Source organism: Planotetraspora sp. A-T 1434 (assembly GCF_025420585.1).
GTDB lineage: Bacteria > Actinomycetota > Actinomycetes > Streptosporangiales > Streptosporangiaceae > JAOEGB01.
The window spans coordinates 1-23,850 of record NZ_JAOEGB010000018.1 but is presented as its reverse complement, the minus strand read 5'-3'; the positions used below and the strand labels follow the sequence as shown (position 1 = coordinate 23,850).

The 23,850-nt window shown below is 68.2% G+C and carries 22 protein-coding genes and 1 pseudogene; 11 read left to right on the top strand and 12 right to left on the bottom strand.

Annotated features, from left to right (window positions below):
* Positions 1–30: 30 nt before the first annotated feature.
* On the bottom strand, positions 31–696 hold the full coding sequence (locus N5079_RS22735) for a DUF4097 domain-containing protein (RefSeq protein ID WP_261585999.1): 666 nt from the start codon (positions 694–696) through the stop codon (positions 31–33).
* 237 nt (positions 697–933) lie between these two features.
* Between N5079_RS22735 and N5079_RS22730 the strand changes: the two genes are divergently transcribed.
* Both N5079_RS22730 and helR read left to right on the top strand, forming a co-directional pair.
* Positions 934–1,689, top strand: coding sequence for a helix-turn-helix domain-containing protein (locus N5079_RS22730; protein ID WP_261585998.1), 756 nt, complete (start codon positions 934–936; stop codon positions 1,687–1,689).
* Positions 1,690–2,675: 986 nt separating this feature from the next.
* Positions 2,676–4,823 (top strand): RNA polymerase recycling motor ATPase HelR, encoded by a 2,148-nt coding sequence (gene helR / locus N5079_RS22725; protein WP_261585997.1) that lies wholly within the window; start codon positions 2,676–2,678, stop codon positions 4,821–4,823.
* Between the two features lie 403 nt (positions 4,824–5,226).
* Here helR and N5079_RS22720 read toward each other — a convergent pair whose 3' ends face one another.
* Positions 5,227–5,817 (bottom strand): TetR/AcrR family transcriptional regulator, encoded by a 591-nt coding sequence (locus tag N5079_RS22720; protein ID WP_261585996.1) that lies wholly within the window; start codon positions 5,815–5,817, stop codon positions 5,227–5,229.
* A 199-nt stretch (positions 5,818–6,016) separates the two neighbouring features.
* Here N5079_RS22720 and N5079_RS22715 point away from each other — a divergent pair, with 199 nt between their 5' ends.
* Entirely contained in the window at positions 6,017–6,988 is a 972-nt protein-coding gene (locus tag N5079_RS22715; RefSeq protein ID WP_261585995.1) for an aldo/keto reductase, read from the top strand.
* A gap of 216 nt (positions 6,989–7,204) precedes the next feature.
* Here N5079_RS22715 and N5079_RS22710 read toward each other — a convergent pair whose 3' ends face one another.
* Positions 7,205–7,717 (bottom strand): hypothetical protein, encoded by a 513-nt coding sequence (locus tag N5079_RS22710; protein WP_261585994.1) that lies wholly within the window; start codon positions 7,715–7,717, stop codon positions 7,205–7,207.
* A gap of 153 nt (positions 7,718–7,870) precedes the next feature.
* Between N5079_RS22710 and N5079_RS22705 the strand changes: the two genes are divergently transcribed.
* Positions 7,871–8,125: a hypothetical protein gene (locus tag N5079_RS22705; protein WP_261585993.1), complete on the top strand. Its 255-nt coding sequence runs from the start codon at positions 7,871–7,873 to the stop codon at positions 8,123–8,125.
* 24 nt (positions 8,126–8,149) lie between these two features.
* On the opposite strand, the gene grpE is transcribed toward N5079_RS22705, so the two are convergent.
* From grpE to N5079_RS22690, 3 genes are all read right to left on the bottom strand, one after another.
* Positions 8,150–8,767 (bottom strand): nucleotide exchange factor GrpE, encoded by a 618-nt coding sequence (gene grpE / locus N5079_RS22700; protein WP_261585992.1) that lies wholly within the window; start codon positions 8,765–8,767, stop codon positions 8,150–8,152.
* On the bottom strand, positions 8,764–10,632 hold the full coding sequence (gene dnaK / locus N5079_RS22695; RefSeq protein WP_261585991.1) for a molecular chaperone DnaK: 1,869 nt from the start codon (positions 10,630–10,632) through the stop codon (positions 8,764–8,766). Before dnaK ends, grpE begins: the two co-directional genes overlap by 4 nt.
* A gap of 319 nt (positions 10,633–10,951) precedes the next feature.
* On the bottom strand, positions 10,952–11,515 hold the full coding sequence (locus N5079_RS22690) for a TetR/AcrR family transcriptional regulator (protein WP_261585990.1): 564 nt from the start codon (positions 11,513–11,515) through the stop codon (positions 10,952–10,954).
* Positions 11,516–11,649: 134 nt separating this feature from the next.
* Here N5079_RS22690 and N5079_RS22685 point away from each other — a divergent pair, with 134 nt between their 5' ends.
* The 4 genes and pseudogenes from N5079_RS22685 to N5079_RS22670 all read left to right on the top strand — a co-directional run bounded on the left by N5079_RS22685 (position 11,650) and on the right by N5079_RS22670 (position 13,905).
* Complete coding sequence (locus tag N5079_RS22685) at positions 11,650–11,886, top strand: hypothetical protein (protein ID WP_261585989.1); 237 nt, start codon at positions 11,650–11,652, stop codon at positions 11,884–11,886.
* Between the two features lie 204 nt (positions 11,887–12,090).
* Positions 12,091–12,306, top strand: a pseudogene (locus N5079_RS22680) (FAD-dependent thymidylate synthase); the annotation flags it as partial.
* A gap of 160 nt (positions 12,307–12,466) precedes the next feature.
* On the top strand, positions 12,467–13,624 hold the full coding sequence (locus N5079_RS22675) for a DHHA1 domain-containing protein (protein WP_261585988.1): 1,158 nt from the start codon (positions 12,467–12,469) through the stop codon (positions 13,622–13,624).
* 50 nt (positions 13,625–13,674) lie between these two features.
* Complete coding sequence (locus N5079_RS22670; RefSeq protein ID WP_261585987.1) at positions 13,675–13,905, top strand: hypothetical protein; 231 nt, start codon at positions 13,675–13,677, stop codon at positions 13,903–13,905.
* A 327-nt stretch (positions 13,906–14,232) separates the two neighbouring features.
* On the opposite strand, the gene N5079_RS22665 is transcribed toward N5079_RS22670, so the two are convergent.
* Positions 14,233–14,601 (bottom strand): hypothetical protein, encoded by a 369-nt coding sequence (locus N5079_RS22665; RefSeq protein ID WP_261585986.1) that lies wholly within the window; start codon positions 14,599–14,601, stop codon positions 14,233–14,235.
* A gap of 739 nt (positions 14,602–15,340) precedes the next feature.
* Here N5079_RS22665 and N5079_RS22660 point away from each other — a divergent pair.
* Entirely contained in the window at positions 15,341–16,570 is a 1,230-nt protein-coding gene (locus N5079_RS22660; RefSeq protein ID WP_261585985.1) for a benzoate/H(+) symporter BenE family transporter, read from the top strand.
* A gap of 6 nt (positions 16,571–16,576) precedes the next feature.
* Here N5079_RS22660 and N5079_RS22655 read toward each other — a convergent pair whose 3' ends face one another.
* From N5079_RS22655 to N5079_RS22635, 5 genes are all read right to left on the bottom strand, one after another.
* Complete coding sequence (locus N5079_RS22655; RefSeq protein ID WP_261585984.1) at positions 16,577–16,936, bottom strand: non-heme iron oxygenase ferredoxin subunit; 360 nt, start codon at positions 16,934–16,936, stop codon at positions 16,577–16,579.
* A complete protein-coding gene (locus N5079_RS22650) occupies positions 16,926–17,534 on the bottom strand; it encodes a hypothetical protein (RefSeq protein WP_261585983.1) in 609 nt (202 codons plus the stop codon). Before N5079_RS22650 ends, N5079_RS22655 begins: the two co-directional genes overlap by 11 nt.
* Positions 17,535–17,558: 24 nt before the next feature.
* Positions 17,559–18,539 carry an aminotransferase class IV gene (locus N5079_RS22645; RefSeq protein WP_261585982.1) on the bottom strand — a complete coding sequence of 327 codons (981 nt, stop codon included), beginning with the start codon at positions 18,537–18,539 and terminating at the stop codon, positions 17,559–17,561.
* A complete protein-coding gene (locus tag N5079_RS22640; protein WP_261585981.1) occupies positions 18,536–20,023 on the bottom strand; it encodes a cytochrome P450 in 1,488 nt (495 codons plus the stop codon). Before N5079_RS22640 ends, N5079_RS22645 begins: the two co-directional genes overlap by 4 nt.
* Before the next feature lie 243 nt (positions 20,024–20,266).
* Complete coding sequence (locus N5079_RS22635; RefSeq protein ID WP_261585980.1) at positions 20,267–21,109, bottom strand: BtpA/SgcQ family protein; 843 nt, start codon at positions 21,107–21,109, stop codon at positions 20,267–20,269.
* A 498-nt stretch (positions 21,110–21,607) separates the two neighbouring features.
* On the opposite strand from N5079_RS22635, the gene N5079_RS22630 reads away from it, so the two are divergent.
* Positions 21,608–22,864 (top strand): hypothetical protein, encoded by a 1,257-nt coding sequence (locus N5079_RS22630; RefSeq protein ID WP_261585979.1) that lies wholly within the window; start codon positions 21,608–21,610, stop codon positions 22,862–22,864.
* Positions 22,865–23,154: 290 nt separating this feature from the next.
* Positions 23,155–23,535: a DUF4158 domain-containing protein gene (locus N5079_RS35605; protein WP_410007821.1), complete on the top strand. Its 381-nt coding sequence runs from the start codon at positions 23,155–23,157 to the stop codon at positions 23,533–23,535.
* Positions 23,536–23,850: the final 315 nt, after the last annotated feature.

Genomic DNA, 23,850 nt, shown 5'->3' with positions numbered 1-23,850 from the left:
GCCCGGCCGGATAGTCCTGGTTCTGCTCTTTCAGAGGCTGCGGGCGGTGATGTCGCCGTGGGAGGTGGTGGCGCGGATGTCGAGTTCGGCGGTGCCATCGTTCTTGAGGGCGTTGCTGACGCGGCCGTAGTCGGTGCCGGCGTCCAGGGTGGCCGAGACGCCGGCGGCGGCGGCGACCGAAATGTCGCCGGACTGGGTGCGGAGCACGACCGTGCCGCGCACGGCCTCGGTGATCCGGATGTCGCCCCTTGCGGTGCTGATCTCCGCGGGACCGTTGAGCCGGCCGACCTCGACGTCGCCGTCGATCGCAGCGAGGCGGACGCTCGCGGCCTCGTCGATCTTGATCTGGCGGTGCGCGCCTTCGAAGGCGACGTCTCCGAGGCGTCCGACGCCGCGGAGCTCGGCGCTGGCGGCCTTGGCCTCGATGCGGGAGCCGGCGGGCAGCTGGACGGTGACCTCCAGGGATCCGGAGGGGCCGAAGAGCTGGTTGTTGGGGGTCGAGGCCGTGATCCGCAGGACGCCGTCGGCATAGGCGACGGTGGTCTGCTCAGCGGTCTTGGTGTCGCGGCTCTTGGAGGGGTTGGCGGGCAGGACCTCGACGGTGGTGTCGGCGCGGTCTGCGGCGATGAACTGGATGCGTCCGGCGGGGATGTCCAGGACGGCGGAGATGGGGGCGGGGGTGTCGAACTTCTGCATCGTGCTCTCCCGTGCTCGTTCGTTGTTTCTGACGATGGAAACGCTACGTTGCTTTCCAGATTCAGGCAACATGCCTGTTGCACAGAATCGATATTTAAGCAGTTAGAGACCGAGAAACTGTTGCAACGGTCTTGAGGATAACGCAACGTCAGCTGCTTGATCATTGCAATGGATGAGAAGTGAACGCTATAGTGGGGGGATCAGGGACCGCCACGAAGGATCACCAAGGAGATCGCGATGCCGGGAGGCAGGCTCACCCAGCAGGAACGACAGCAGATCGCGCTGGGGCTGGCCGACAGCCTCCCCTACGCCGAGATCGCCCGGCGCCTCGACCGTCCGACCTCGACGGTCACGCGTGAGGTGATGCGCAACGGCGGCCCCGCCGCCTACCGCGCCGACCTGGCCCACCGCGCCACCGAACGCCGCGCCCACCGGCGCAGGCCCGCCCCCTCCCGAGGGGCGGGGTCAGTCCCCCAGCCGCACGGACGCGACGCCGAGGCCGTGGCCGAGTACGAGGAGACGTTGACCACCGTCCTCATGGCTTCGGGCCTGACCAAGATGCCGGCCCGGGTGCTGACCTGCCTGTTCACCACCGACGCGGGCAGCCTCACCGCGTCCCAACTCGCCCAGCGCCTCCAGGTCAGCCCGGCGTCCATCTCCAAAGCGATCGCCTTCCTGGAGAGCCAGAGCCTCGTCCGCCGAGAACGCGACGAACGCCGCCGCGACCGCTACGTGGTCGACGACGAGCTCTACTACCAGGCGACGATCGCCAGCGCCCGATCCAACGACCTGCTCGTCGAAACCGCACGCCAAGGCGTCGCCATCCTCGGCCCCCACACCCCCGCCGCCACCCGCCTGGAGAACATCGCCCGCTTCCTCGACTTCATCAGCGAAAGCATCACCCGCGCCGCCGAACAGGCCCGCGAAGTCCTCCACACCAAACCCCGAACAACCTCAAACGACACCGCCCAACCAAGTGCAGACCACGGATAGACAGCCGTCTCGATCGTCACAGCCGTGAGACGAAGCCAGCTGCGTCCTCGGGAAACTTGGGGTTCCACCACGGCAGCCGTCCGCACGTGAAACCCTTCGAGGGCGGCCGCTGGTGTACAGCAGCAAGTAACCCCCAAGGTGCCTGGCTCGGCGGCGGCCGGGTCGCCGCCGCAGCACAGCAAGGCCCGGCCAGCAGGTCGCCGCCGATCGCGGCGGCGGCGCACCAGGCCCGGTTGATGGCCGGCGACCACGAGGGCGGGCTGGCCGGCCCGGGTTCTTACCGCAGCGGACGAACCGCGTGTTCAGCGTGGTGATGAACTTCAGCAGGTCGATCGTCGCGCCGGCGCCGTACACGGTCACCAGGATCCGGCGCCGGTGCTTTGGCGGGATCTGCGCGATCGCCGCGGCCAGCACCTCGATGTGGTCGGCGATCGTATTGGCGCCCGCGTTTCCCGGGCGCAGCATAAGACTTCTCGTTCCGCGGATGCATCCGTAGGCTCACAGGGGATCCTCCTGGGCCGACGGCACCGCCGTACGCGGCGCGCCGCCGCTTCGCGAGGAGGTTGTCCGTCCACAGCGGACGTTAGAGGAAGAGGAAGCTACCCGTTCCTTTCCACTCTCAACGTATAGCGCACCGGGGGGCTTGCGGCAAGACCCGGGTCGTGCCGCAGAATCGCTGGCCGAGGCCAGAACCTGCGGAAACGGGGGTTGCGAAGTGCGTGTGTTGCTGTCGACGTATGGGTTACACGGGGACGTCGAACCGATGGTGGACTTTCGGTGCGGTTGCGGGAACTCGGCGCGGGGGCGCGGGTGTGCGTGCACGAGCGGCCGCCGTGGCCGGCGCGATCCGCACCGAGGGGGCGACGGTGGCCGCGAAGCCACTGCTCGACGCGATCAGCCGAGAAAGGCCGCCAGTGTCCGCGTGAACCACGCGGGATCCCCGAGCCGGGAAAGCGCCTCGTCCACCTCAGATCGGAGCTGATGACGTGAACCCCCTGACCACCAGCGCGTTTGACCTTCCCGACCACCTTGCCGCCAAGGCCGACCCGACGCTGATCGCCGGCGATGAGCAGCACTTCGCGGCCATCGCGGCGAGCCTCGAGCAGTCGATCGCCGACCTGTCCGACCGCCTCGATGCCGAGCGGAGGGCGCCCGGCGGCAAAGGCCGGCAGGCGATGGACCGGGACATGGAGATCCATCGGCTGACCGCTCGCCTGCGCGCCCTGCGTCGCTTCGGTTTGGACCTGTGCCTCGGACACATCGTCAGCGCGGACGACCCCGAGCCCGTGTACATCGGACGACTCGGCCTCACGGACAGCGCGGGTCGTCGGCTGCTGCTCGACTGGCGTTCCCCCGCGGCTGAGCCGTTCTTCGGAGCGACCCACGCCAACCCGATGGGTCTGGCGAGCCGCCGCAGGTATCGCTGGACCCGCGGCCGGATCAGCGACTACTGGGACGAGGTGTTCACCTCGGACGTGTTCGAAGGGCACGCCGCGCTCGACGACCAGTCCGCCTTCATCGCCAGTCTGGGCGGCAACCGGTCGGCCCGGATGCGAGACGTGCTCGGTACGATCCAGGCCGACCAGGACGCCATCATCCGCGCGGGATCCCGCGGCGCTCTCGTCGTCGACGGCGGTCCGGGCACGGGGAAGACCGTCGTCGCTCTGCACCGCTCCGCCTACCTCCTCTACTCCGACCCTCGCCTCGGTCACCGCCGGGGCGGCGTGCTGTTCGTCGGTCCGCACCAGCCCTACCTGGCCTACGTCGCCGACGTACTCCCCAGCCTCGGAGAGGAGGGCGTACAGACCTGCACCCTGCGGGACCTCGTCTCCGAGGGAGCCGCAGCAGCGATCGAGGCCGACCCGAACGTAGCCCTCCTGAAGTCGTCCGCGAACCTGGTGAAGGCGATCGAGACAGCCGTAAGGTTCTACGAGAACCCGCCCACCAAGGGGATGACGGTCGCGACCCACTGGTCCGACATCTGGCTGAGTGCCGACGATTGGGCCGAGGCGTTCGAAGCGCCAGAACCCGGTACTCCGCACAACGAGGCGCGCGACCAGATCTGGGATGAGCTGCTCACGATCCTGATGGACAAGCACGACGGCGACGCCCCGGCCGACCTGCTCCGCAAGTCGCTGCTGCAGGACAGGAATCTGCTCACGACCTTCAACCGCGCGTGGCCGCTGATCGAAGCGGCTGACCTCGTCGGAGACCTGTGGTCGGTACCCGCCTACCTGCGGATGTGCGCTCCCTGGCTGAGCCCCGATGACGTTCAGACGCTGCAGCGCGGGGATGCCCAGGCCTGGACGGTGTCCGACCTGCCGCTCCTGGACGCGGCACGGCAGCGGCTCGGCGACCCGGAGTCGTCACGACGTAAGCGTCGGCACAACGCCTCTGTCGCCGCCGAACGGGAGCACATGGCCAGGGTCGTCGACGACCTGCTCCAGGCCGATGACGACGGTGAAGGTGTGGTGACGATGCTGCGAGGACAGGACATACAGGACGCCCTGGTCGACGAGACCGCATTCCCCAGCACCGACCCGGATGTGCTCGCCGGCCCGTTCGCGCACATCGTCGTGGACGAGGCTCAGGAACTGACCGACGCGGAGTGGCAGATGTTGCTGCTCCGCTGCCCGTCCCGGAGCTTCACCATCGTCGGGGACCGTGCCCAGGCCAGGCACGGGTTCACGGAGTCGTGGGAGGAACGGCTCGAGCGGATCGGACTCGACCGGATCAACCTGGCCTCCCTGAGCATCAACTACCGGACGCCGGAAGAGGTCATGGCGGAAGCCGAGCCGGTCATCCGGGCCGTGCTCCCGGACGCCAACGTGCCGACCTCCATCCGCAGCAGCGGCGTCCCCGTCGTCCACGGATCCGTTTCGGATCTGGGCTCGATCCTCGACACGTGGCTCGCCGCGCATGCCGACGGAATCGCCTGCGTCATCGGCGATCCCACGTTCCGGTCGACGTCCCGCGTGCGGTCGCTGACGCCGGAGCTGTCGAAGGGGCTCGAGTTCGACCTGGTCGTCCTCATCGACCCAGAGGCGTACGGCAAGGGCGTCGAAGGAGCGGTCGACCGCTATGTCGCGATGACCCGAGCGACCCAGCGACTCGTCATCCTCACAAGCTCCTGACGTCGGCCAACAGCTCGTCGAGCTTGTGCGGGACAACCTCACCACGGCGCCAAGGGCGCGGGGGCGAATCAAACGCGACTTCACTCACTGTGGGTGAGGTCCCCGGCGTGCTCTGGTCGCCCGCATCCGGCTCCGATAGCGCGCCTCTAATGCTGATGGGTCACGGTGGCGGCCAAGACAAGAGAGCACCCGGAATGGTCGGACGCGCACACCGCTTCGTGACCACTTGCGGTTTCGGCCGTCCGGCCACCAGTCGGGCGCCGATACCGCTGTCGCGTCTCGACAGAGCGTCACGTCGAAATGGTCTGCGACCACGGCGTTCTACCGCGACGGACACATCCGGAATGTAGTTCCGTATATACCAGATGAACGCCCCTGAACGGTGTTCCGATACGCGCAACGGCTAGCGCGGTAGGCGCAGTCCTGAGATGAGGAGTTCGACCAGCCGACGTGCGTCGTAGCGGGGATTGTTGTCCGCACCGATGCAGAGGTTCCCGACACCGCGCATGAGTTCGTAGGCGTCCACGTCGGAGCGGATCTCGCCAGCCACGGCTGCGGCTTCGAGCAGCTGGGCGCACACGGGCACGAGCCGGTCGAGGAAGTAGGCGTGCAGCGTGTCGAAGCCGGCGTCGTCGGACTGCAGCACGGCAGCGAGTCCGTGCTTGGTGACCAGGAAATCAACGAACAGGTTGATCCATCGCGCTAGTGCGGCGTGAGGACTCGCGCTGCTCGCCAGGAGGGCTGGACCAGCCTCGGCGCAGGCCTCGACCTGGTGCCGGTAGACGGCGATGATGAGAGCCGCTCGCGTCGGGAAGTGGCGGTAGATCGTGGCCACCCCGACTCCCGCCCTGGACGCGATGTCGCGCACCGGCGCTTCGACGCCTGAGGTCACGAAGACTGCTGCGGCGGCGTCGAGCAGCGTCCTCTCGTTCCGCCGGGCGTCGGCCCGCTTGCGCGGGGCTGGATGCCCTGCGCCCCCGTCGCTGTCCTTCAACGCGGTTCCCTCCGCTACCGAACTTGTCAAACGGAACAACGTTCCCTATCGTTATCGGAACAAGGTTCCGATTGCTCATGATGCCAGAGCAGCGGCCGACAACCAAGCCACGCCTTGTCACCACGCTTCACCACAGTGGAGGAACACGGTCATGCATTACCGCACATTGGGCCGCACAGGTGTGCAGGTCAGTTCCCTCGTGCTCGGCGCGATGAACTTCGGCAAAATCGGACGCACCACCCAGGACGAGGTCACCGCTATCGTCGACGCCGCCATCGAGGCGGGGATCAACCTCATCGACACCGCCGACAGGTACAGCGACGGCGAGTCGGAAGAGATGGTCGGCAAGGCCATTGCCGGTCGCCGCGAGGACATCGTGCTGGCCACGAAGGCGAGCATGCCGATGGGTGACGAGCGCAACCATCAGGGCAGTTCGCGCCGCTGGTTGGTCTCCGAGCTGGACAACAGCCTGCGCCGCCTCGGCGTCGACCACGTCGATCTCTACCAGATCCACCGGTGGGACCCGGGCACCAGCGACGAGGAGACGCTGTCGGCTCTGACCGATCTGCAGCGCGCGGGAAAGATTCGCTACTTCGGCTCCTCGACCTTCCCGGCGTACCGCCTCGTGCAAGCCCAATGGGCCGCCCGAGAAAACCACCTGAGTCGTTACGTCACCGAGCAGCCCAGCTACTCGATCCTGCAGCGCGGGATCGAGACCCACGTACTGCCCGTGACCGAGCAGTACGGGCTCGGTGTGCTGGTGTGGAGCCCGTTGGCCTCGGGCTGGCTGTCGGGCGCGATACGCGACGGCCGGGAAATCGCCACCAGCCGCTCGACGTTCATGCCGCAGCGCTTCGACACCTCCATTCCGTCCAACCGCGCCAGGCTTGACGCAGTCGAGCGGCTGGCGAAGGTCGCCGACGAGGCCGGTCTGACGATGATCCAGCTCGCGCTCGGTTTCGTGACCGCGCACCCGGCCGTGACCAGCGCGATCATCGGCCCCCGCACGCTGGACCACCTGCACTCGCAGCTCGCCGCCGCAGACACGGTGCTCTCCGCCGACATCCTTGACGCCATCGACGCGATCGTCGCGCCGGGCATCGACCTTGCCGCACACGAGAAGTTCGACACTCCGCCCGCCCTGCTCGACCCATCGCTACGCCGCCGCTGATCGCTCATGTACGAGTGGCCGCCAGCGGCGGACGGGCGTTCCGCGCTAGGACGGTTACCCAGGGCGGTGTGCCCGCATCCCAGTGCACCCAGTGGGTGTCGCCGCCCTTGGACCGCGGCGGAGCGCGCCGGTTCTCCAGGTCGAGGTCTTCGGTGTTGAGGGAGAGGATCTCGGCAGCGCGGGCGACCGGTCTCGTACAGCGTGCGCCACAGGGTTTCAGCCGACGCCGAGCGCCTCGCGCAGCCCCGGGCTCGGTGGCGAGGCCTCGTCGGGAGAGCCGGGCGTCCGTCGCAGGAACCCGTCCACCACCTCGTAGTGCCCGATGCCGCGCAGCGGCGGCGAGTAGACATGGATCGTGACCGCACCCGCCTCGTGATCCATCCGGTGGATGCCGGTCCCGGGAAAGGAGAACGACTCGCCTGCTCCGTAAAACCCGACCTGCCGCGTGCCTGCGATCGAAAGCCCCTCGTTGGACACCCTGCCCGCCAGCACGTACACGCCGACCGCCGATCCGTCGTGATCGTGGAAGCCGGTGTCGCGAGCCTCCCACCAGGTGTTGAGCCAGGCAATGGAGTGCTCGTCCGACCACAGCAGCACATAGCCCCCCGGCCCGCTCCGGGGCAGCTCGCCGATGTCGACGAACTCCGCGGCCCGACGGGCGAGCTCGGCGCACTCCTCCGGCTTGTACGGCCGGTGGGTGGTGGCGAGGGCGGCGAGTTCGGCGCGCATGATCCCCACTTTCTCTACTGGAAATAGGTAGAACATACCACGAATCTCTATGAGGTGTAACGACGCGAGGTGAGAGTGAGTTGAGATGCGGCTGCCCGCCTTCATCAAGCCGTCGACGCCGCCGGCCTGGGGCGGGTAGCGCAGCAGCAAGCCGTGCCAGCACAGCTCGCGTTGCACGGCGTCGACGGTGCTGGCTACTCGGGGTCGTGCCAGGGCAGGAAGCGGGTGCTCGACCCGGTCGTGCGGGCCCGTTTCATGGAGACCGGTACCCTGGAGGACTTTTTGATCGGGTGCGAGCGTCTCCGCGCCGACCTGACCCCGACCCTCACCGAGAGCTGGCCGCGCGGGTGGCTGTTTCGAGGTGGTACTGGTCGCAACGCCTCCGATCGCTGGGATTCGCCGAGATGAAGCCGCGCCGAGCGAGGCCGCCTGTCACCCGTCGCCGGTGGGAGCGGCCGGCTCGGTGACCGTCACCTGGGCCGGGCGCAGGAGGAGGTCGCCGACCCGGTAGCCATGGGCCAGGATCTCGCTGCATATCGCCTGGTCGACCCCGGTGGAGTACGCGTGGAAGATCGCCTCGTGGCGTTCGGGGTCGAAGAGCTCGCCGGGCTCGCCGAAGGACCGCAGGCCGAGAGCCGCGAGCTCGGCTTCCAGCACCTCGGCGACCTGCCGGAAGCCGTCGTGGACCTGGCCGAGCTCGCGGGCCCGGGCGATGGCGTCGAGCACGGGCAGCAGGCCGCGCAGGACGTTCGCCACCGCGATCTCGCGGACCGCCAGGCGGTCGCGCTGGACCCGCTTGCGATAGTTGTCGTACTCCGCCTTGACCCGCTGCAGGTCCGCGGTGCGCTCGGCGAGTTCCGCCTTCAGCTTCGCTGTCAGCGACCGCGCGGGTGGCTTGCCCGCCGCGGTCCGCGGCGCCGGAGCGGGCACTCCGCCGGCCGGTGCCGGCGCACCGGCCAGGATGGCCTTACGTCCTCGGGTCCCCTCAGGGAGCGGCGGCAGGCCGGCACGCGGCCGGCCTCCGCGCCGGGAATCAGACGGGCGGCTCATCCGGTGCCTCCCTGTCGTTTGTCCTCATCGACGATCTCCGCGTCCACGACGTCCTGTTCGCCGGTCCGCTGCTGCGCGCCTTCATCCGCACGCGCCTCTCCAGCGGCGGCTCCCTGCGCCTGCGCGTACATCGCCTGGCCCACCTTCTGGGCGGCCGCGGTGGCCTTCTCGGTGGCTTGGCGGATGGCGGTGACGTCCTCGCCCTTCAGCTTGTCCTTGAGGTCGGCGACCGCGGCCTCCACTTCGGACTTCACATCCGCCGGCACCTTCTCCGGGTTGTCCCGCAGCAGCTTTTCGGTTGTGTAGACGAGCGTCTCGGCGCTGTTGCGCGTCTCGGCCGCCTCGCGCCTTCGGCGGTCCTCGTCGGCGTGCTGTTCGGCATCGCGCACCATCCGCTCGATGTCCTCCTTCGGCAGCGCCGAGCCGGCGGTGATGGCTATCGACTGCTCCCTGCCGGTGCCGAGATCCTTGGCGGACACGTGCATGATGCCGTTGGCGTCGATGTCGAAGGTGACCTCGATCTGCGGGATCCCGCGCGGGGCGGGCGGCAGGCCGGTCAGCTCGAACATGCCGAGCTTCTTGTTGTACGCGGCGATGTCCCGCTCGCCCTGGTAGACCTGGATGGCCACGGACGGCTGGTTGTCGTCCGCCGTGGTGAACACCTCCGAGCGCTTGGTCGGGATCGTGGTGTTGCGCTCGATGAGCCGGGTCATGATGCCGCCCTTGGTCTCGATGCCGAGGGACAGCGGCGTGACGTCCAGTAGCAGCACGTCCTTGACCTCGCCCTTGAGCACCCCGGCCTGCAGCGCGGCGCCGACCGCAACCACTTCGTCGGGGTTGACGCCCTTGTGCGGCTCCTTGCCGCCGGTCAGCTCCCGGACCAGATGGACCACGGCCGGCATCCGGGTCGAGCCGCCGACCAGGATGACGTGGTCGATGTCGGAGACCGCGATCCCGGCGTCCTTCACCGCCTGGTGGAAGGGGCCCTTGCAGCGGTCCAGCAGGTCGTGGGTGAGCTGCTGGAACTGCGCGCGGGTCAGCTTGTCGTCCAGATGCAGCGGGCCCTCCGCCGAGGCCGTGATGTAGGGAAGGTTGATCGTGGTCTCCGTGGCGGCCGACAGCTCGATCTTGGCCCGCTCGGCGGCCTCGCGCAGCCGCTGGACCGCCATCTTGTCCTTGGACAGGTCGACCCCGTAGCCGTTCTTGAACTGCTTGACCAGGTGATCGACGATCCGCTGGTCCCAGTCGTCCCCACCGAGGTGGGTGTCACCGGCGGTGGCCTTCACCTCGACGACGCCTTGGCCGATCTCCAGCAGCGACACGTCGAACGTTCCGCCGCCAAGGTCGAAGACCAGGATGGTCTGGTCGTTCTCCTTGTCCAGTCCGTACGCCAGGGCCGCGGCCGTCGGCTCGTTGATGATCCGCAGGACCTTCAGGCCGGCGATCTCGCCCGCCTCCTTGGTCGCGGTCCGCTGGGCGTCGTCAAAGTACGCCGGCACCGTGATGACGGCGTCGTGGACGCCCTCTCCAAGGTAGGCCTCGGCGTCACGCTTCAGCTTCTGCAGCACCCGGGCGGAGATCTCCTGCGCCGTGTACCGCTTGCCGTCCACGCTCCCGGTCTCCGGGAACCGCCAGGCGGTCTCCCCCATATGGCGCTTCACCGACCGCGCGGTGCGCTCCACGTTGGTCACCGCCTGACGCTTGGCGACCTCGCCGACCAGCACCTCACCGCTCTTCGCGAACGCCACCACGGAAGGCGTCGTCCGCGATCCCTCGGTGTTGGCGATGACGGTCGGCTCACCGCCTTCCAGCGCGCACACCACCGAGTTCGTCGTGCCGAGATCGATACCGACCGCTCGTGCCATCTCAGGCCTCCTTGGTCGCTCCCCCTGACCGCCTCCCCCGTGGGCCGCCCGTGGTGCCGGATACAGCGCGGCCACCGCGCTCACCTCCGCCGAGGACCGTCATCAGCGGGCAGCGCTGTGACCTGCGAGTACGGTCAAACCCCCCCTGAAACTTGTATAAAACTTCCAAGGGAGACTGGTCAAGACGTCCGGATTGGGCTATACAGCCAGGCGCTCCTGTAGCTCGCCGCCACCCCAGCGTGGGGAAGCTCGTGATGTGCCCCCACAGGCGGGCACCGCCGTGCCCCAGCGACCTTGGAAGGCATGTGTGATCGGCGGGTCAGTGTGAGAAGCGGCTGAGCAGCAGCGCCAGCCGCCGCTCGTGGTGCTCGCGCGGCAGCCTGCCGCCGCGCATGAGCGTTATCAATCCGTGCAGGCCGCCCCAGAACGTCTCGGTGAGCAGGCCGAGGTCGTCCTCTGCGGCCAGTGGCCGTACGGCTTCGCGCAGCTCGTCAAAGGCCGCGTGCAGGGCGGCCGGTGCTTCGGGGGTGGCGAACGGCAGGTCCACCGTCTGGTTGAACATGGCGTCGTACAGCGCGGCCCGCCGCTCGGCGAACGCGGCGTAGGCGGCGCTGACGGCGGCGAGGGACTGGCGGGGGTCGGACGCCGACATGCGGGCCGCGCGCAGCTCGGCGGCGAGGTCGGCGAAGCCCTCCACCGCCACCGCCGCCATGATGGCGTCCTTGCCGTTGAAATGGCTGTAGAGGACGGGCTGGCTGTACTCGACCCGTTCAGCGAGGCGGCGGGTCGTCACCGCCTCCCATCCTTCGGCCTCGGCCAGCTCCCGGGCCGCCGCGATGATCAAGCGGCACCGGTAGTTCGTCGCTGACCTGCGAAAACTCACCCCATCACCACCGCACCCTCCCAGGCTGGCCGTGCTGGTGCACGCCAAAGCTCCGCCCCGGCCCACGCATAACGAGCCAGGACATTAACCGGTGCGGGTGGTGCCCCGCTGGCCTGCGCAATAGCGTCGGAGATATGGCGGATGAGCTTGAGCAGATCTTTTCGCGCGAGGTGGTTGTCGGGGTCGCCAACGTGGACGTGCCCACGGAGGAAGGCACTATCAGCGCCCGCATGGTCGTACAGGACGTCACCGGGATCGATCGGGAGACGGGGCGGGAACGAAGGCTCCTGCTCATCTACGAGCCGGATTCGGTACCGGCGATAGCCGATACCCTTCGTCAGGGAGTGGAGAAGGCGAAGAGCGACGTATGAGACCCTGACAGGAAATGGACAGAGCGTCCTATACCAGACAGAAACCTCATTCTGTCCGGTATGGAGTTTGCCACCCGTAACGATCGTCCTCCCCACGGCGACAGGCAGGTATGCGGAGGGGGCGTCCAGCGCCTGCAGCCGCCGACCGCTCCGGTGCTGGGCGCGGCGGCGGGCGCGGTTCTTGCCCAGGTTGCCACTCCAACCCCGGAAGGTGTCGCGACGGGCATGGTGTGGTCGGCGAACATCCGCACCTTGCGGCACGTGATCGAGACCCGTACCGCCGATGGCGCCGAGGAGGAGATCCGCCTCGTGTTCGGGCAGGTCGCCCGGATCATGCGGGACGAGGTGGCCGCCCTGTTCGGCGACTTCGAGGTGACCGAGACCGGGGCGTGGGTCCCGTCGAAGTGGCGGAAGGTATGAGGGAGCAAGGGGCGTGCCATCTCTGCGGCAACCGCGACGGCGCCGAGTTCCGTGCGACGTTCGGCGTCTTCTATGACGGATGCGAGCGCGCAGCTGGCGTTCTGCGCAAATGGTCGCTCAACGGCCTCCACTGGGGCGACCGGCCCAGCGAGATTTGCCCGTGCACCCAGCACGCGTACGAGCAGAACCGTACACGTCGGCGGAGTGGGACGCCTTCATCGGCGGCGTCCACGACGGCGAATTCACCCTGGCGACGCTGGCGCACACACGATGGCTCCCCCGCGACGTAGCCGCCGAGGGTGCCGGGCCCGTCCTGCCTGCCGCCACCGCGAGCGTGATCGCCAACCTCGGCAACGTCTGGCCCGAGCTGACCGCCCAGTCCTCGCTGATCGAACAGGTCGTCACCGCCGAAGAGGAGCACGCCCGCCAACAGGGTTCCCTTGTGGACGCAGGCTGGCTGCGGTTTGACTTCGCGCACTTCTCCGCAGTCGATCCCACCCAGCTCGCCGCGGTCGAGGCACTGGTCAACGACCACCTGATGGACGACCCGGAGGTGCGCATCTGGCACACCACCCGCGTCGAGGCCGAAGCCGCAGGCGCCACCGCGCTGTTCGGGGAGAAGTACGGCGACCAGGTCCGCATCGTTGACATCGGCGATATCTCCCGTGAACTTTGCGGCGGCACCCACGTCGGCCACGGCGCCGGCGCCGGCCCCGTCCGCGTTTTGGGGGAATCGTCCATCGGCTCCAATCTGCGCCGGATCGAGGCTCTGACCGGGCGGGACGTCCTGCTCTACTACGACTCCGAGCGCCGCCTGCTCCAACAGGTGGCCTCCCTCCTTGGCACCCGTCCCAAGGACGCCCCGGATGTCTTGCGCAAGCGGCTGGGCGCCCTGGCGGAAGCGCAGGACGAGCTCGGACGGCTCCGGGCCGAGGAACTGCGACACCAGGCCGTGCTACTCGCCGACACCGCGCAGCAGTCCGGCGGCGGCTGGATCGTCGCGCAGAAGGTCACCGGCATCGCCCCTGACGAACTGCGAGCCCTGGCCACCGACACGGTGGCCCGCGTCCATGGAGGCCACTCCGCGGTGGTCCTCGGCCTGGAACACGAAGGTAAAGCTGTGCTGGTCGCCGCCGTCTCCTACTCTGTCCTGGACAGCGGCATCGAGGCGCAGCAGATCCTCACGGAAGCTGCGCGCGTCGTCGGAGGCGGAGCTGGAGGCAAGCCAGGCGTGGCGCAAGCGGGAGGCCGCCGCCCCGAGGCTCTCGATCAGGCGTTGATGACTGCGTTCCAGGATGCCGCACGGCTGTTCGCCTAACGGATTGAGCGCAACTATCGGAGGCACTATGGGGTGTGAAGGAGGTCGTCATGTGGTCAGCGGTTAAGCGCGACGACGGCTCTCTCGTGGTGCCCGTGCACGTCGGCACCCCTGAGGGCTGGCACGCCGACGGTGCCGTCATCGTGACTCCAGGCGATCCGCACTACGACCTCCACGCCGCGACCGCCATCACCTTCTCCGGGCTGGCCGGCGACCCGCAGGAGGACGCGGCCCTGCTCGCCCGCTGGGAAGCACGTTTCGTCCAGACCGAGCGCCCGTAACCTCCACAACGCACGACCAGCCGTAGTGGTGCAGCTGCTCACAGCGTCACAGCCGAGACCTGGTACTTGGGTCCCGCGCGCCGGAGGTTTCCCCGAGCGTGGTGAACGGGCCTTCGGGGTTCAGAGCATCATGCCGAGTACGGCCAGAGCGTTCGTGGTGGGACGGACCCCCCTGGGCCGGTGCTGGTCGGGGACTGGCACGGTCTCCGTCCTCATCGCGTCCTCGGAGAACGACTTGCAGCTTCTCCTCTTGAGCGCGCAACGACCGCGCCGACGCCTGCGAGGCCGGGGCTCCGCTTCGGCGTCGGCTGTCGCAGTGCGGCGGTATCAGAATGTGGTGCGTGGGTCGCACCACCTCAAAGAGCCACCCTCCGGGTTGACGTCGGGGCCGTGGCAGAGCATCACCGACCGGATGCGACCGAAGAAAACCGAGTCGCTCACGCACTGCCGGCCCGGACCCGCCTGCACGTTGATCGTTCTCCCTGCCGTCGTCTCGTACTCGGCTCCCACGAAATCGTCGTCGGCCTCCAGATCGCAGACCGTGATGTCCTTGCGGTCAGCACTGACGTCGACCGAGCCGTTTCCGTTCATGAGCCGGGCTCCCCACGGCTCCACGTCTGCTGAGGCTCCCGAGGCCCCCGCGAGCATCGAACCCGCGACCAGCGCAGCCAGGACCATCATCCGCCGACCGGGCATCTCTCCCATTTCCTTTCGTCCATCGAAGTCAGACAGTGGACGCCCGCGTTCGGGCCGTACACTCATCGGGCGTGCAGGCCTGCCTCAAGGGGGCCAGGTCCAGTCGGACGCGACGTCCGCACCGACGAGACTCACGCCGAGGCGTTGGCCGCCCTGTGACGCCCTAAGCGTGGTGACGGGTCTGCAGGCCACGGGTTCGGTGACCAGCGGGGCCTCAGCCGGGAAGACAGCCTTCGAGGAGCCTGAGTGCAGAAATTAGCGGTAGCGATGATCACGGGTTGTTATCACAGATAGTGAGTGATTATCTGCGATAGCGCCGGTGCCGCCCTGGGGGTACTTCCCGCCGCGGCCGGGCGGCTCCCCCTGCTTATCTGCGTTAGACCGGTGGTCGACGTCATCGTCTAGGCACGGCCACCGCCCGGCTGTCCTGCCGACACAAAGAGCCGTGGGTGTTTAGTTACGCTCTTACAGCGCGACGGCCGGATCCTCTTGGAGGTCATGGCCTCCCAGAGCCGCCCGTACGCTGCCGAGCGTGTCGACGCCGTGGACCCGGACGCTCTGCGCTACGCCCGGCCGAGATAGGTTCTGGCCCTCGCTTTCGCGATCTTCGCTGAGTGGTGTCCGTTGGGGCCGCCCGATCGGGCGCGGGCGGTACCGGACGGCGTCTCCGGCGGCTACTGGGCCGACAATATGAAGATCGCTCGAGCGCGACTCAAGGCGCTCGATTAGTGTGCTTCGGGTGGAACTTCGGCAGGAACTCCGGGAGCAACGCGGACAACCAGTCGTCACCGGGATCGCGATCGCGTTCATCGGCTACACGAGCACCTTCGGCGTCGTCCTCGTGGGGCTGCGGGCGACCGGCGCGAGCCCGGCCGAGGCGACCTCCGGGCTGGTCGCGCTCTGCGCCTTCCTTGGCCTCGGCAGCCTCTGGCTGAGCCGCCGCACCCGGATGCCGATCACTCTGGCCTGGTCGACGCCGGGTGCCGCCGTGCTGGCGAGCGCGGGGCAGGTGGCGGGCGGCTGGCCCGCGGCCGTCGGCGGGTTCGCGGTCGCGAGCGTCCTGGTGGCCTTGACCGGGCTCTGGCCGCGGCTCGGCTCCCTGGTGTCGGCGATCCCGGCGACGATCGCACAGGCGATGCTCGCCGGTGTGCTCGTCGAGCTCTGCCTGGTGCCGGTGAAGGCGCTCGCGTCCCATCCCTGGCAGGTCGCGCCGATCCTCCTCACTTGGCTGATCGTCGTGGTGACGGCACCGCGCTGGGCCATCCTCGCTGCGTTCGGCGTCACCGTGATCGTGGTCGGTGTGCTCGCCGCCACCGGCGACGGGCTGCACGGGCCGTGGCTGCCACAGCTTGTTTGGACGACTCCGGGCCTAACCTGGGCGGCGCTGATCGGCATCGCCCTGCCGCTGTACGTCGTGACGATGGCCGCGCAGAACGTGCCCGGCGTCGCGATCATGAGCTCGTTCGGGTACCAGGTGCCGTGGCGGGCGGCCATGGGCGTCACCGGCCTTGGTAGCCTCCTCGCTGCCCCGCTCGGCGGGCACGCCGTCAACCTCGCCGCGATCAGCGCGGCCCTCCCGGCGTCGCCGGAGTCGCACCCCGACCCGGCGCGGCGGTGGAAGGCGTCCCAGGCGTTCGGCATTACCTACCTGGGGATCGCCGCGGGCACCACCGCGCTCACCAGCTTCCTCGCCGTCGCCCCGGTGGAGGTCGTCGGCACCGTCGCCGGGCTCGGCCTCCTCGGGACGCTCACCTACTCCCTGACCGCGGCGCTCAGCGGAACCGGTGGCCCGGCCGAGAGCACGGCGGCGACCGTCACATTCCTGGTCGCCGCCTCCGGAACGACGCTCGCGGGCGTCAGCTCGGCCTTCTGGGCGCTCGTCGCCGGGCTCGCTGTCCGGCTCGCGTTCCGGGCGCGAGCCGCGAGCCCGGAGTCGGCACCGGCGCAGGACGGATCGGCGAAGCCCTGACCGGGATCAGGCTCCGGACCGGACGCCCGGCGGCAGGTTCGGAGCCTCCTCCGACAGGGTCACCCAGACCTCGCCGCCGATAACCTCGGCCCGGTGCGTCCGGACCGATCGCTCGGCAGGCGAGGAGTCGACGGCTCCGGTCCGCAGGTCGAACCGCGACATGTGCAGCGGGCACTCCACGAAGCAGTCGTCGACCCAGCCGTCGGTCAGCGCGGCGTCCTGGTGGGTGCAGACGTCGTCGAGGACGTACACCTCGCCGCTCACGGTCAGGAACACCGCGAGCGGCGGTGACACCGACGTGATCCGGCGGCCCTGGTCCGTGGACAGGTCAGACAGGGAACAGACCTTGATCGGATCAACGGCCATGGGCGTCCTCCGCCAGCTCGACGGAGTGGTTCTGGTACCGGACCTTGTCGCGGTAGGTCTTCTGTAGCAGCGGGTTGTCGTCGGGGAGGAACGCCAGGCTCAAGGTTCCGGCCACCTTGATCCCGCACGCGGCCAGCCCCTCGGCCTTCTCCGGGTTGTTGGTGAGCAGCGTGACCGAGGCGACCTCGAGGAAAGCCAGGATCTCCGCGGCCCGGTCGAACGACCGGGCGTCCCGCTGGAACCCGAGCTGCGCGTAGGCCTCGGTCTGGGCGACTCCCTCGTCACGCAGGCGCGCCGTCAGCAGCTCGGCCATGCGGCCGTTGCCCTTGCCGTCCTGGTCCAGCCAGATGACGAGCCCGGCGCGCTCCTCGTCGATCTTCTCCTGTGCCATCGCCATCTGCTCGCGGCAGTCGCACTCGATGCCGTTGAAGACGTGCGCGGTCGTGCAGTGCGAGTGGACCCTGCACAGCACGTTCTCGCGTCCGGCGATCTCCCCCTTGACGATCGCGATCGACTCGCTCTTGCCGTCGTAGAACAGGTACTCGGTGAAATCGCCGTACTTCGTGTGCAGCGGCCCTTGCGCCAAAAGAACAATCACATGGATCCCATCTTGTCTGGATGATCAACCGGTGCGGAACAGGTGGGACCGCGCCATGACCAGCGGGTGCGGGGCCTCCGCGAAACGCTCCGTGGCCTGGGCGTACCGCTCCCGCATCGCCTGCCACGCGTCCGGCGTCTTCGCCTCGAGCCGGTGGTCGCGGGAGCCGAGGCGCAGGCGGGAGACGCGCCGGATCCCCAGCGCGGTCGACGTCGTGCACACGCCGACGCTTTCCCCGGCGGCGAGACGATCGGCCAACTCCGCGAGGGGGACGTCCCGCTCCTCGACCGGCTCGCCCGCCTCGGCCAGCAGGTCCAGGACGGTCCCGCGGGTGACGCCGGGCAGGATCGCGCCGAGCCCCGGGGTGACGATCCGGCCGTCCAGGAACAGGAAGACGTTCATGGTCGTGCACTCGGCGATGTTGCCTCCGCCGTCGAGCCACAGGACCGTGTCGCAGCCCGCCTCGTGGGCGTCCCGCATCGCCAGTGCGGAACTCGTGTAGTTTCCGGCGGTCTTGACGGCGGCGAACATCGGGACCGTGCGCGGCATGTGCTCCTCGACGAGCACGCCGAGGTCCGCGATGACCGGGTCGAACGCCTTCACCAGCACCGCGAAGACGAACCTGCCGTCCCGCAGCGGCATGACGTCGCCGCTGGCCGCGAACACGATCGGCCGGACGTACAGGCGCGTGGTGACGCCATCGTCGTTGGCGCACACCGCATGCTCGATCGCCTCAGTGAAAACCTCGTAGTCCGGGCACGGCAGCGCCAGCGCCGCGCACGACGCACGCAGCCGCTCGTGATGGTCGCGTGCCCGGAAGACGAGGACCGACGTGCCGTCGGCGTAGGCCCGCATGCCTTCGAAGACCGAGAACCCGAACTGGATACCGTCCGCGCCGAACTCGGCGAGGTCCCCGACGGCGTTCCCGGTCAGCGCCGGCCGCTCGTAGCCGTCATCGGCGCCGCGCGAGACCGCGACCGAGGGCAGCCACAGGTGCCCGCTCACGCGGGCATGACCGGGCAGACGCCCGCGGCGGTGTCGTCCCGCTCCCAGCGCCCGCCGATCACGATCATGAGCTGGGACTGGGACAGGTTGTTGAAGTGGACGTCCCGGTCCGCGGTGTTGGCGATCCACGCGTCCGGATGGGTGGTGAGGAACCGGCCGACGAAGGTTTTCGCCATGACCATGCCGAGGTTGCGTCCCGGGCAGCTGCGCCGGCCCTTGCCGAACGGCATCACATACGGCTCGGCCCCCTTGGACTCCGGCAGGAACCGCTCCGGCTCGAAGGCGTCGCCGTACTCGGCGTGCACCGCGTGGATGTTCGGCATCACCCGGGTGCCCTTGCGCAGCACGTACTTGCGGCCTTCGACCTCCATCGCGAGATCCTCGATCACCTTGTTGTTGATTACCGACCCCGGCGGGCTGAGCCGCAGCGACTCGCTGACGCACGCCTCGACCAGCTCGTTCCGGCGGGACTCGTCGTCGGCGTAGGCGATCGCCTGGCGCCACTTGGCGTTGTCCGGCTGGAGGACATACCAGAGGGTCGCGAGGATGGTGTTCTGGACGGTGTCCAGACCGGCGATCGACGCCGTCAGCAGGTCGTCCCGGATGATCTCGGTCGCAATGCCGAGCTTTTCGTTGCCGAGCGCGACCTGCTCCCAGACAGTCCCCGGGCCGGGGGTGCCGCGCAGGACCTCCGCCAGGTGGTTCTGCAGCTGCCGGATGTTGTGCTGTAGCCGCCTCGCCTCGCGGGTGACCGGCCAGGTGGCCGCCGGGAAGTGGACCCGGTTCCAGAACCGGTTGGAGTAGAAGCGCAGATGGGTGAAGGTCTCGTTCAGCGCGAACATGAACGGGACCCGCGACACCCGGCCCGCCTTGTCCTTGTAGGCGACCGTGAGGCGCATGGCGTCCCGGCCCCAAACGAACTCGCCCATGACGTCCTGGGTGTAGTCGCCCACGATGCGCTTCAGGTCGATCGGGGCGCCTCCGCCGAACGACGCGCACAGCTCGGCCGAGCGCTTGGCGGCGATCCCGCCGATCCGCTCCTGGTCAAAACCCTTTCCGAGATTGCGTTTCCGGTCGCCGAAATGCTCGGTAGTTATTTTTTGGAACGTCATCGCCGACGGGGACAGCTGGCCGAAGGAATACAGCGCGGGCGTGTCCCGATCGATGTTCTTCCCGGTGATGGCGGGGTTGACAAGAACCTCGGCGGTTTTCCTGTTGACCCCGTAAAGCTGGATGTCGAAACCGCGGATGCTGCCGATGAAGTCGGTGGCGGGCCGGTCCAGGTACAGATAGTCGCGGGTCTTGTTCCGGTTGATCAGGCTGGACACGTCCGTCTCGGAGCCGATGAGCGGATAGGTCCTGCTGAAGACGACGCCCTGCTTCTCGTAGTACCTGCGTTCGCGTACCGTGCGCGCGGCCTTCGCGGCCAGGGCCAGGGTGGCGGCGCCTGCGGCCGCCACGGGGACATAGACGACAGGCCTCATGATCTGCTCCTCAACACCAAAAGGTTTCGGGCAGGCGGGCACTCTAGGAGAGAACAGGCGAATCCCTTGCGGGAATGGGTGGCATGCTCCCCCTTATGCGTTCATCCAGATGAACGAGCACCGAGATGAACAAGCACCAGCCCCATGCTTCCGCGACGCTGCGGTCAAATCATTTGACCGGCTCAATATACAAGCGCCTTACCGATATTCGCAATGGGCTGAATGGCGCAATTTCTCCAGGGGCTATAACCGGCTCTCAAGGGCGTCCCGCTCCGCGCACAGCCGTTCGCACTCTGCACCGTCGAGAGCGCCGTGCCACACCCCGCCGGTCTTGATCGAGCTCCCGACGATCGCGCCATCGGTGTGCGCGAAGATCCCGGCGAGGTTCTCCGTACGCACCCCCGACCCCGCGACCACCGGCAGTTCGGTCGCCTCCCGGATGACCCGGAGATGCTCCGCGTCGGGCACGTCCCCGAGCCGCGAGCCGGTCCCAATGAGCACGTCCGCGCCGAACCACGCGGCGTCCCTCGCCTGCTCGGCGAGCGACCGGTCCGCCGTGATCGCGTGCGCCCCGAGCTTGACCTGCACATCGGCCCATACCGTCACGTGCTCCGCGCCGATCGCCCGCCGGTACCGCATCACCGCCCCCGCACGTCCCTCGACGAACCCCTCGTTCGCCACGTACGCGTTCACCCACTGATTGGCCCGCACGAACCGCCCCCCGCCCGCCACCGCAACGGCAAGTGACCGGTCCACGGCGTTCGCCAGGCAGTTGACCCCCAACGGCACGGAGACAGCGCGTCCCACCTCGGCCACCGCGACGGCCATCGCCGCCGGCGTCTCCGGCCCGATCTCCTCGGGCTTGAGGAACGGGATGTCCCCGCCGTTCTCGACGATCAGCCCGTCGAACCCGGCATCGACCAGGATCCGCGCCTCCCGGATCGCCTGCCGGATCGCCGCTTCCATCCCGGCCTCCGCCCGATACCCGGGCGCCCCCGGCAGCGGCAGCAGATGGATCATCCCCATCAGCGCAAACCGCCGCCCGAACAGCATCTTCAGATCCCCACGCCCCGCGAGTCCCACCACATTCCCGATCATGCCACCCCTGCCGGACATCCGGTCGCGGTCCTCGGCAGAGCCGCGCACCTCGACGGTACAAACCAGAACCCCGCCAGCCCATGGTCGAGACCGGATCGTGTTGGTCGACTCTCCGCTTCGAAAGTGCCTCCAGCCGCCGGGTATGTCCGGCCCAGAGTCGCGACATCGTCCACGTGTCGGCATTAGAAGATGAGCCGGTCGACGATGGCCGTGCACAGGCGGGGGTCGGTGAAGCTGACCCGGCTACCCCGTTCAGCACCTGTGCATTTAAGCCAGGACCGACCCAGTCACCGGCTGACCCCCGACACCGAACGACGGAGGGCCCGGATCAACGCGATCCGGGCCCTCCGTCGTCTTCTCAGCTCCACGCGTCACTCGAGGAGTGCATCGCGGCCCACAACCCCACCGGGGTCTGTCCAGTGAACCGTACGTCCCCCCTGGCGCGGAATCGCGTTCTACCAGGTCCTATACCTCACCTATACCGGCGTGTCCGATGCTCACCCGGAGCCGATTTTCGGCTGGCACGAACTGGAGGGCTGGATGCTGGACAAGGGTCTGAGACGGCTCATGAAGGAATTCATGGGACTGTCCGTCGTTGCTGTCATGCTGACGGCGTTAGGTATTTCGACGGCCACACCGGCGTTGGCGGCACCGACGCCCCTGTGGGGTACGGTCATCGGTTCGAACGAAGACGGGCGACTGGAAGTGTTCGCCCTCAGTGGCGATGACACTCTCTACGCGAACTTCCAGCTTCCCAGCGGCGGCTGGAACGGCTGGCAGCGCCGTGACCACGTTCCTGCTGGTGTCGTGACCCAAGGGCCGATCGTCAGGTCGAACAAAGACGGCCGCATGGAAGTGTTCGCCGGGACCGCGGACGGCAGGCTCTACCACATGTGGCAGCTCGCCCCCAACGGCGGCTGGAGCGGCTGGGCACAACTCGGCAAGTGGGATTTGATGACCGGCCTCTCGGTGACCACCAACCTGGACGGCCGCATCGAGGTGTTCCTCTCGGATGGCGCTGACCTGTGGTCGGTCTTCCAGACCTCGGCCACGTCGGGAACCTCCTGGGCATCGCTCAACCTCGGCAGGCCGACCTTCACCTGGTTGAACAACGGCGCGGTGGCCGCCGCCCAAAACGGTGACGGCCGGCTGGAGGCGTTCGCTGTGGGTTGCGGCATAGCAACCCCGACGAATTCGTGCGGCATGCCGGGCATCTACCACAAGTGGCAGCGCTCTCCTGGTGGTGAGTGGAGTGGCTGGTTGCCGATGAGTCACTGTAATGAGACCACTCTGGCGTCGATAACCACCGCTAAAAACAAGGATGGAAGACTGGAACTCATCGAGATAATGCCGACCAACAATGTGTACAGGGGAGACTTCTGCCACCAGTGGCAACTGACCACCGGCGGCTGGTCGAACTTTGACAACCGCGGTAACGGCGAAATCGATACGACGGCCCCAGTGGCGATCGCCGACAACGAGGACGGACGCCTCGAAGCGTTCACGGTTCGCGGTGACGGCACTATCCAGCACATGTGGCAGACCGCAGTGAACGGCGGTTGGAGCGGGTGGGACAGGCTCGGTACCTTTACCGGATTCACCCGCTCAGGTCTCGGCGCGGGCCGCAACAAAGACGGCAGGCTTGAGGTGGTCGCCATTCGCGGCAACGGTCAGCCCTACCACATCTGGCAGACCGCAAAGAACGGCGGCTGGAGCGACTGGGCACCACTGGAAGCCAGCTGAGCCCGACGAGTAGATCAGCGGATCGAACGGGTGGGCCGCGCGCGGAGGTTCCTGCTTGGGGGTGAGACCAGCCGCGGCCCGGCCTTGCTCGCGGTGGTGGGCGGTATCGGGGGCCCGCCGACCACCGCGACGGCTAGGGAAGGATGGCAGCGGACGCCGACCAGAGAGACCTCCGGGAGGCGTTCGCTATAGGGGTCAGCTGAGCAACGGCCGTGAATCCAACGAAGTTGGTCTTGAGCTGGGATTTCTCCGGTTTCCCTGACTGGCGTTGATCTCTGTCGCTACGGTTCGTGCCGGTTCCGGTACTTCGTAGGGGTTGGCGGGATTGGCGACACGGTTCTTTCTCTGTTGATCAGATTGAGCGGTTGCGGTCGTTCCCGGATATTGGGCGAGATGAACTGATCCGGTTCTTCACGCTGACGCGGGCGGATCTGGAGTTCGTCGACAACCGGGGTCGCGGTCGGGGCCTGAGGCCCGGATGGGGCTGGCTCTGCAGTTGTGCACGCTGCCATGGCTGGGGTTCGTTCCGGAGGACCTGCAAGGGGCGCCGGCCAGCAGCAGCCCCCGCGCCCGGTACGACAGCCGCCCATCTCTGGCGGTCGCGTACGGCGCCCACACCCACGGCTCGGCGTTGCCCACCCCGCCCGGAATCGCGGCCCGGTACAGCGTGAAGGCCGACCGCATCCGATCGCCCCGGCCAGGGACGCCGGTCAGATGGACGTAGCCGGTCTCGCGCAGCTCGCCGACCGTGCGGCCGATCGCGGTGTGCCCTTCCACCCCCGGGCCGCGCGTGCGGGCCAGGTGCTCGACAGTGAAGGTCCACCCCGGCCGGTCGCACCACCGTTCGGCCAGCAGCCCGCGGGCCCGGTAGCTCAGCCGGTCATCGAGCGCCGCGGCGCGGGGTACTTTGGCGAACGGCGTCAGCCGGGCGGCCGTGTCGGTCACTGTGGCTCCCTGTGGAACTACGGGGGTCCTAACCGACCGAT

Excerpts from the sequence above, each read along its gene's own strand:
- grpE (WP_261585992.1), bottom strand. The coding sequence starts at position 8,767 with ATGAGCCGCCCGTCTGATTCCCGGCGCGGAGGCCGGCCGCGTGCCGGC.
- N5079_RS22670 (WP_261585987.1), top strand. The coding sequence starts at position 13,675 with ATGTGGTCAGCGGTTAAGCGCGACGACGGCTCTCTCGTGGTGCCCGTG.
- N5079_RS22710 (WP_261585994.1), bottom strand. The coding sequence starts at position 7,717 with ATGCGCGCCGAACTCGCCGCCCTCGCCACCACCCACCGGCCGTACAAG.
- N5079_RS22685 (WP_261585989.1), top strand. The coding sequence starts at position 11,650 with ATGGCGGATGAGCTTGAGCAGATCTTTTCGCGCGAGGTGGTTGTCGGG.
- N5079_RS22735 (WP_261585999.1), bottom strand. The coding sequence starts at position 696 with ATGCAGAAGTTCGACACCCCCGCCCCCATCTCCGCCGTCCTGGACATC.
- N5079_RS22730 (WP_261585998.1), top strand. The coding sequence starts at position 934 with ATGCCGGGAGGCAGGCTCACCCAGCAGGAACGACAGCAGATCGCGCTG.
- N5079_RS22665 (WP_261585986.1), bottom strand. The coding sequence starts at position 14,601 with ATGCCCGGTCGGCGGATGATGGTCCTGGCTGCGCTGGTCGCGGGTTCG.
- N5079_RS22640 (WP_261585981.1), bottom strand. The coding sequence starts at position 20,023 with ATGAGGCCTGTCGTCTATGTCCCCGTGGCGGCCGCAGGCGCCGCCACC.
- dnaK (WP_261585991.1), bottom strand. The coding sequence starts at position 10,632 with ATGGCACGAGCGGTCGGTATCGATCTCGGCACGACGAACTCGGTGGTG.
- N5079_RS22655 (WP_261585984.1), bottom strand. The coding sequence starts at position 16,936 with ATGGCCGTTGATCCGATCAAGGTCTGTTCCCTGTCTGACCTGTCCACG.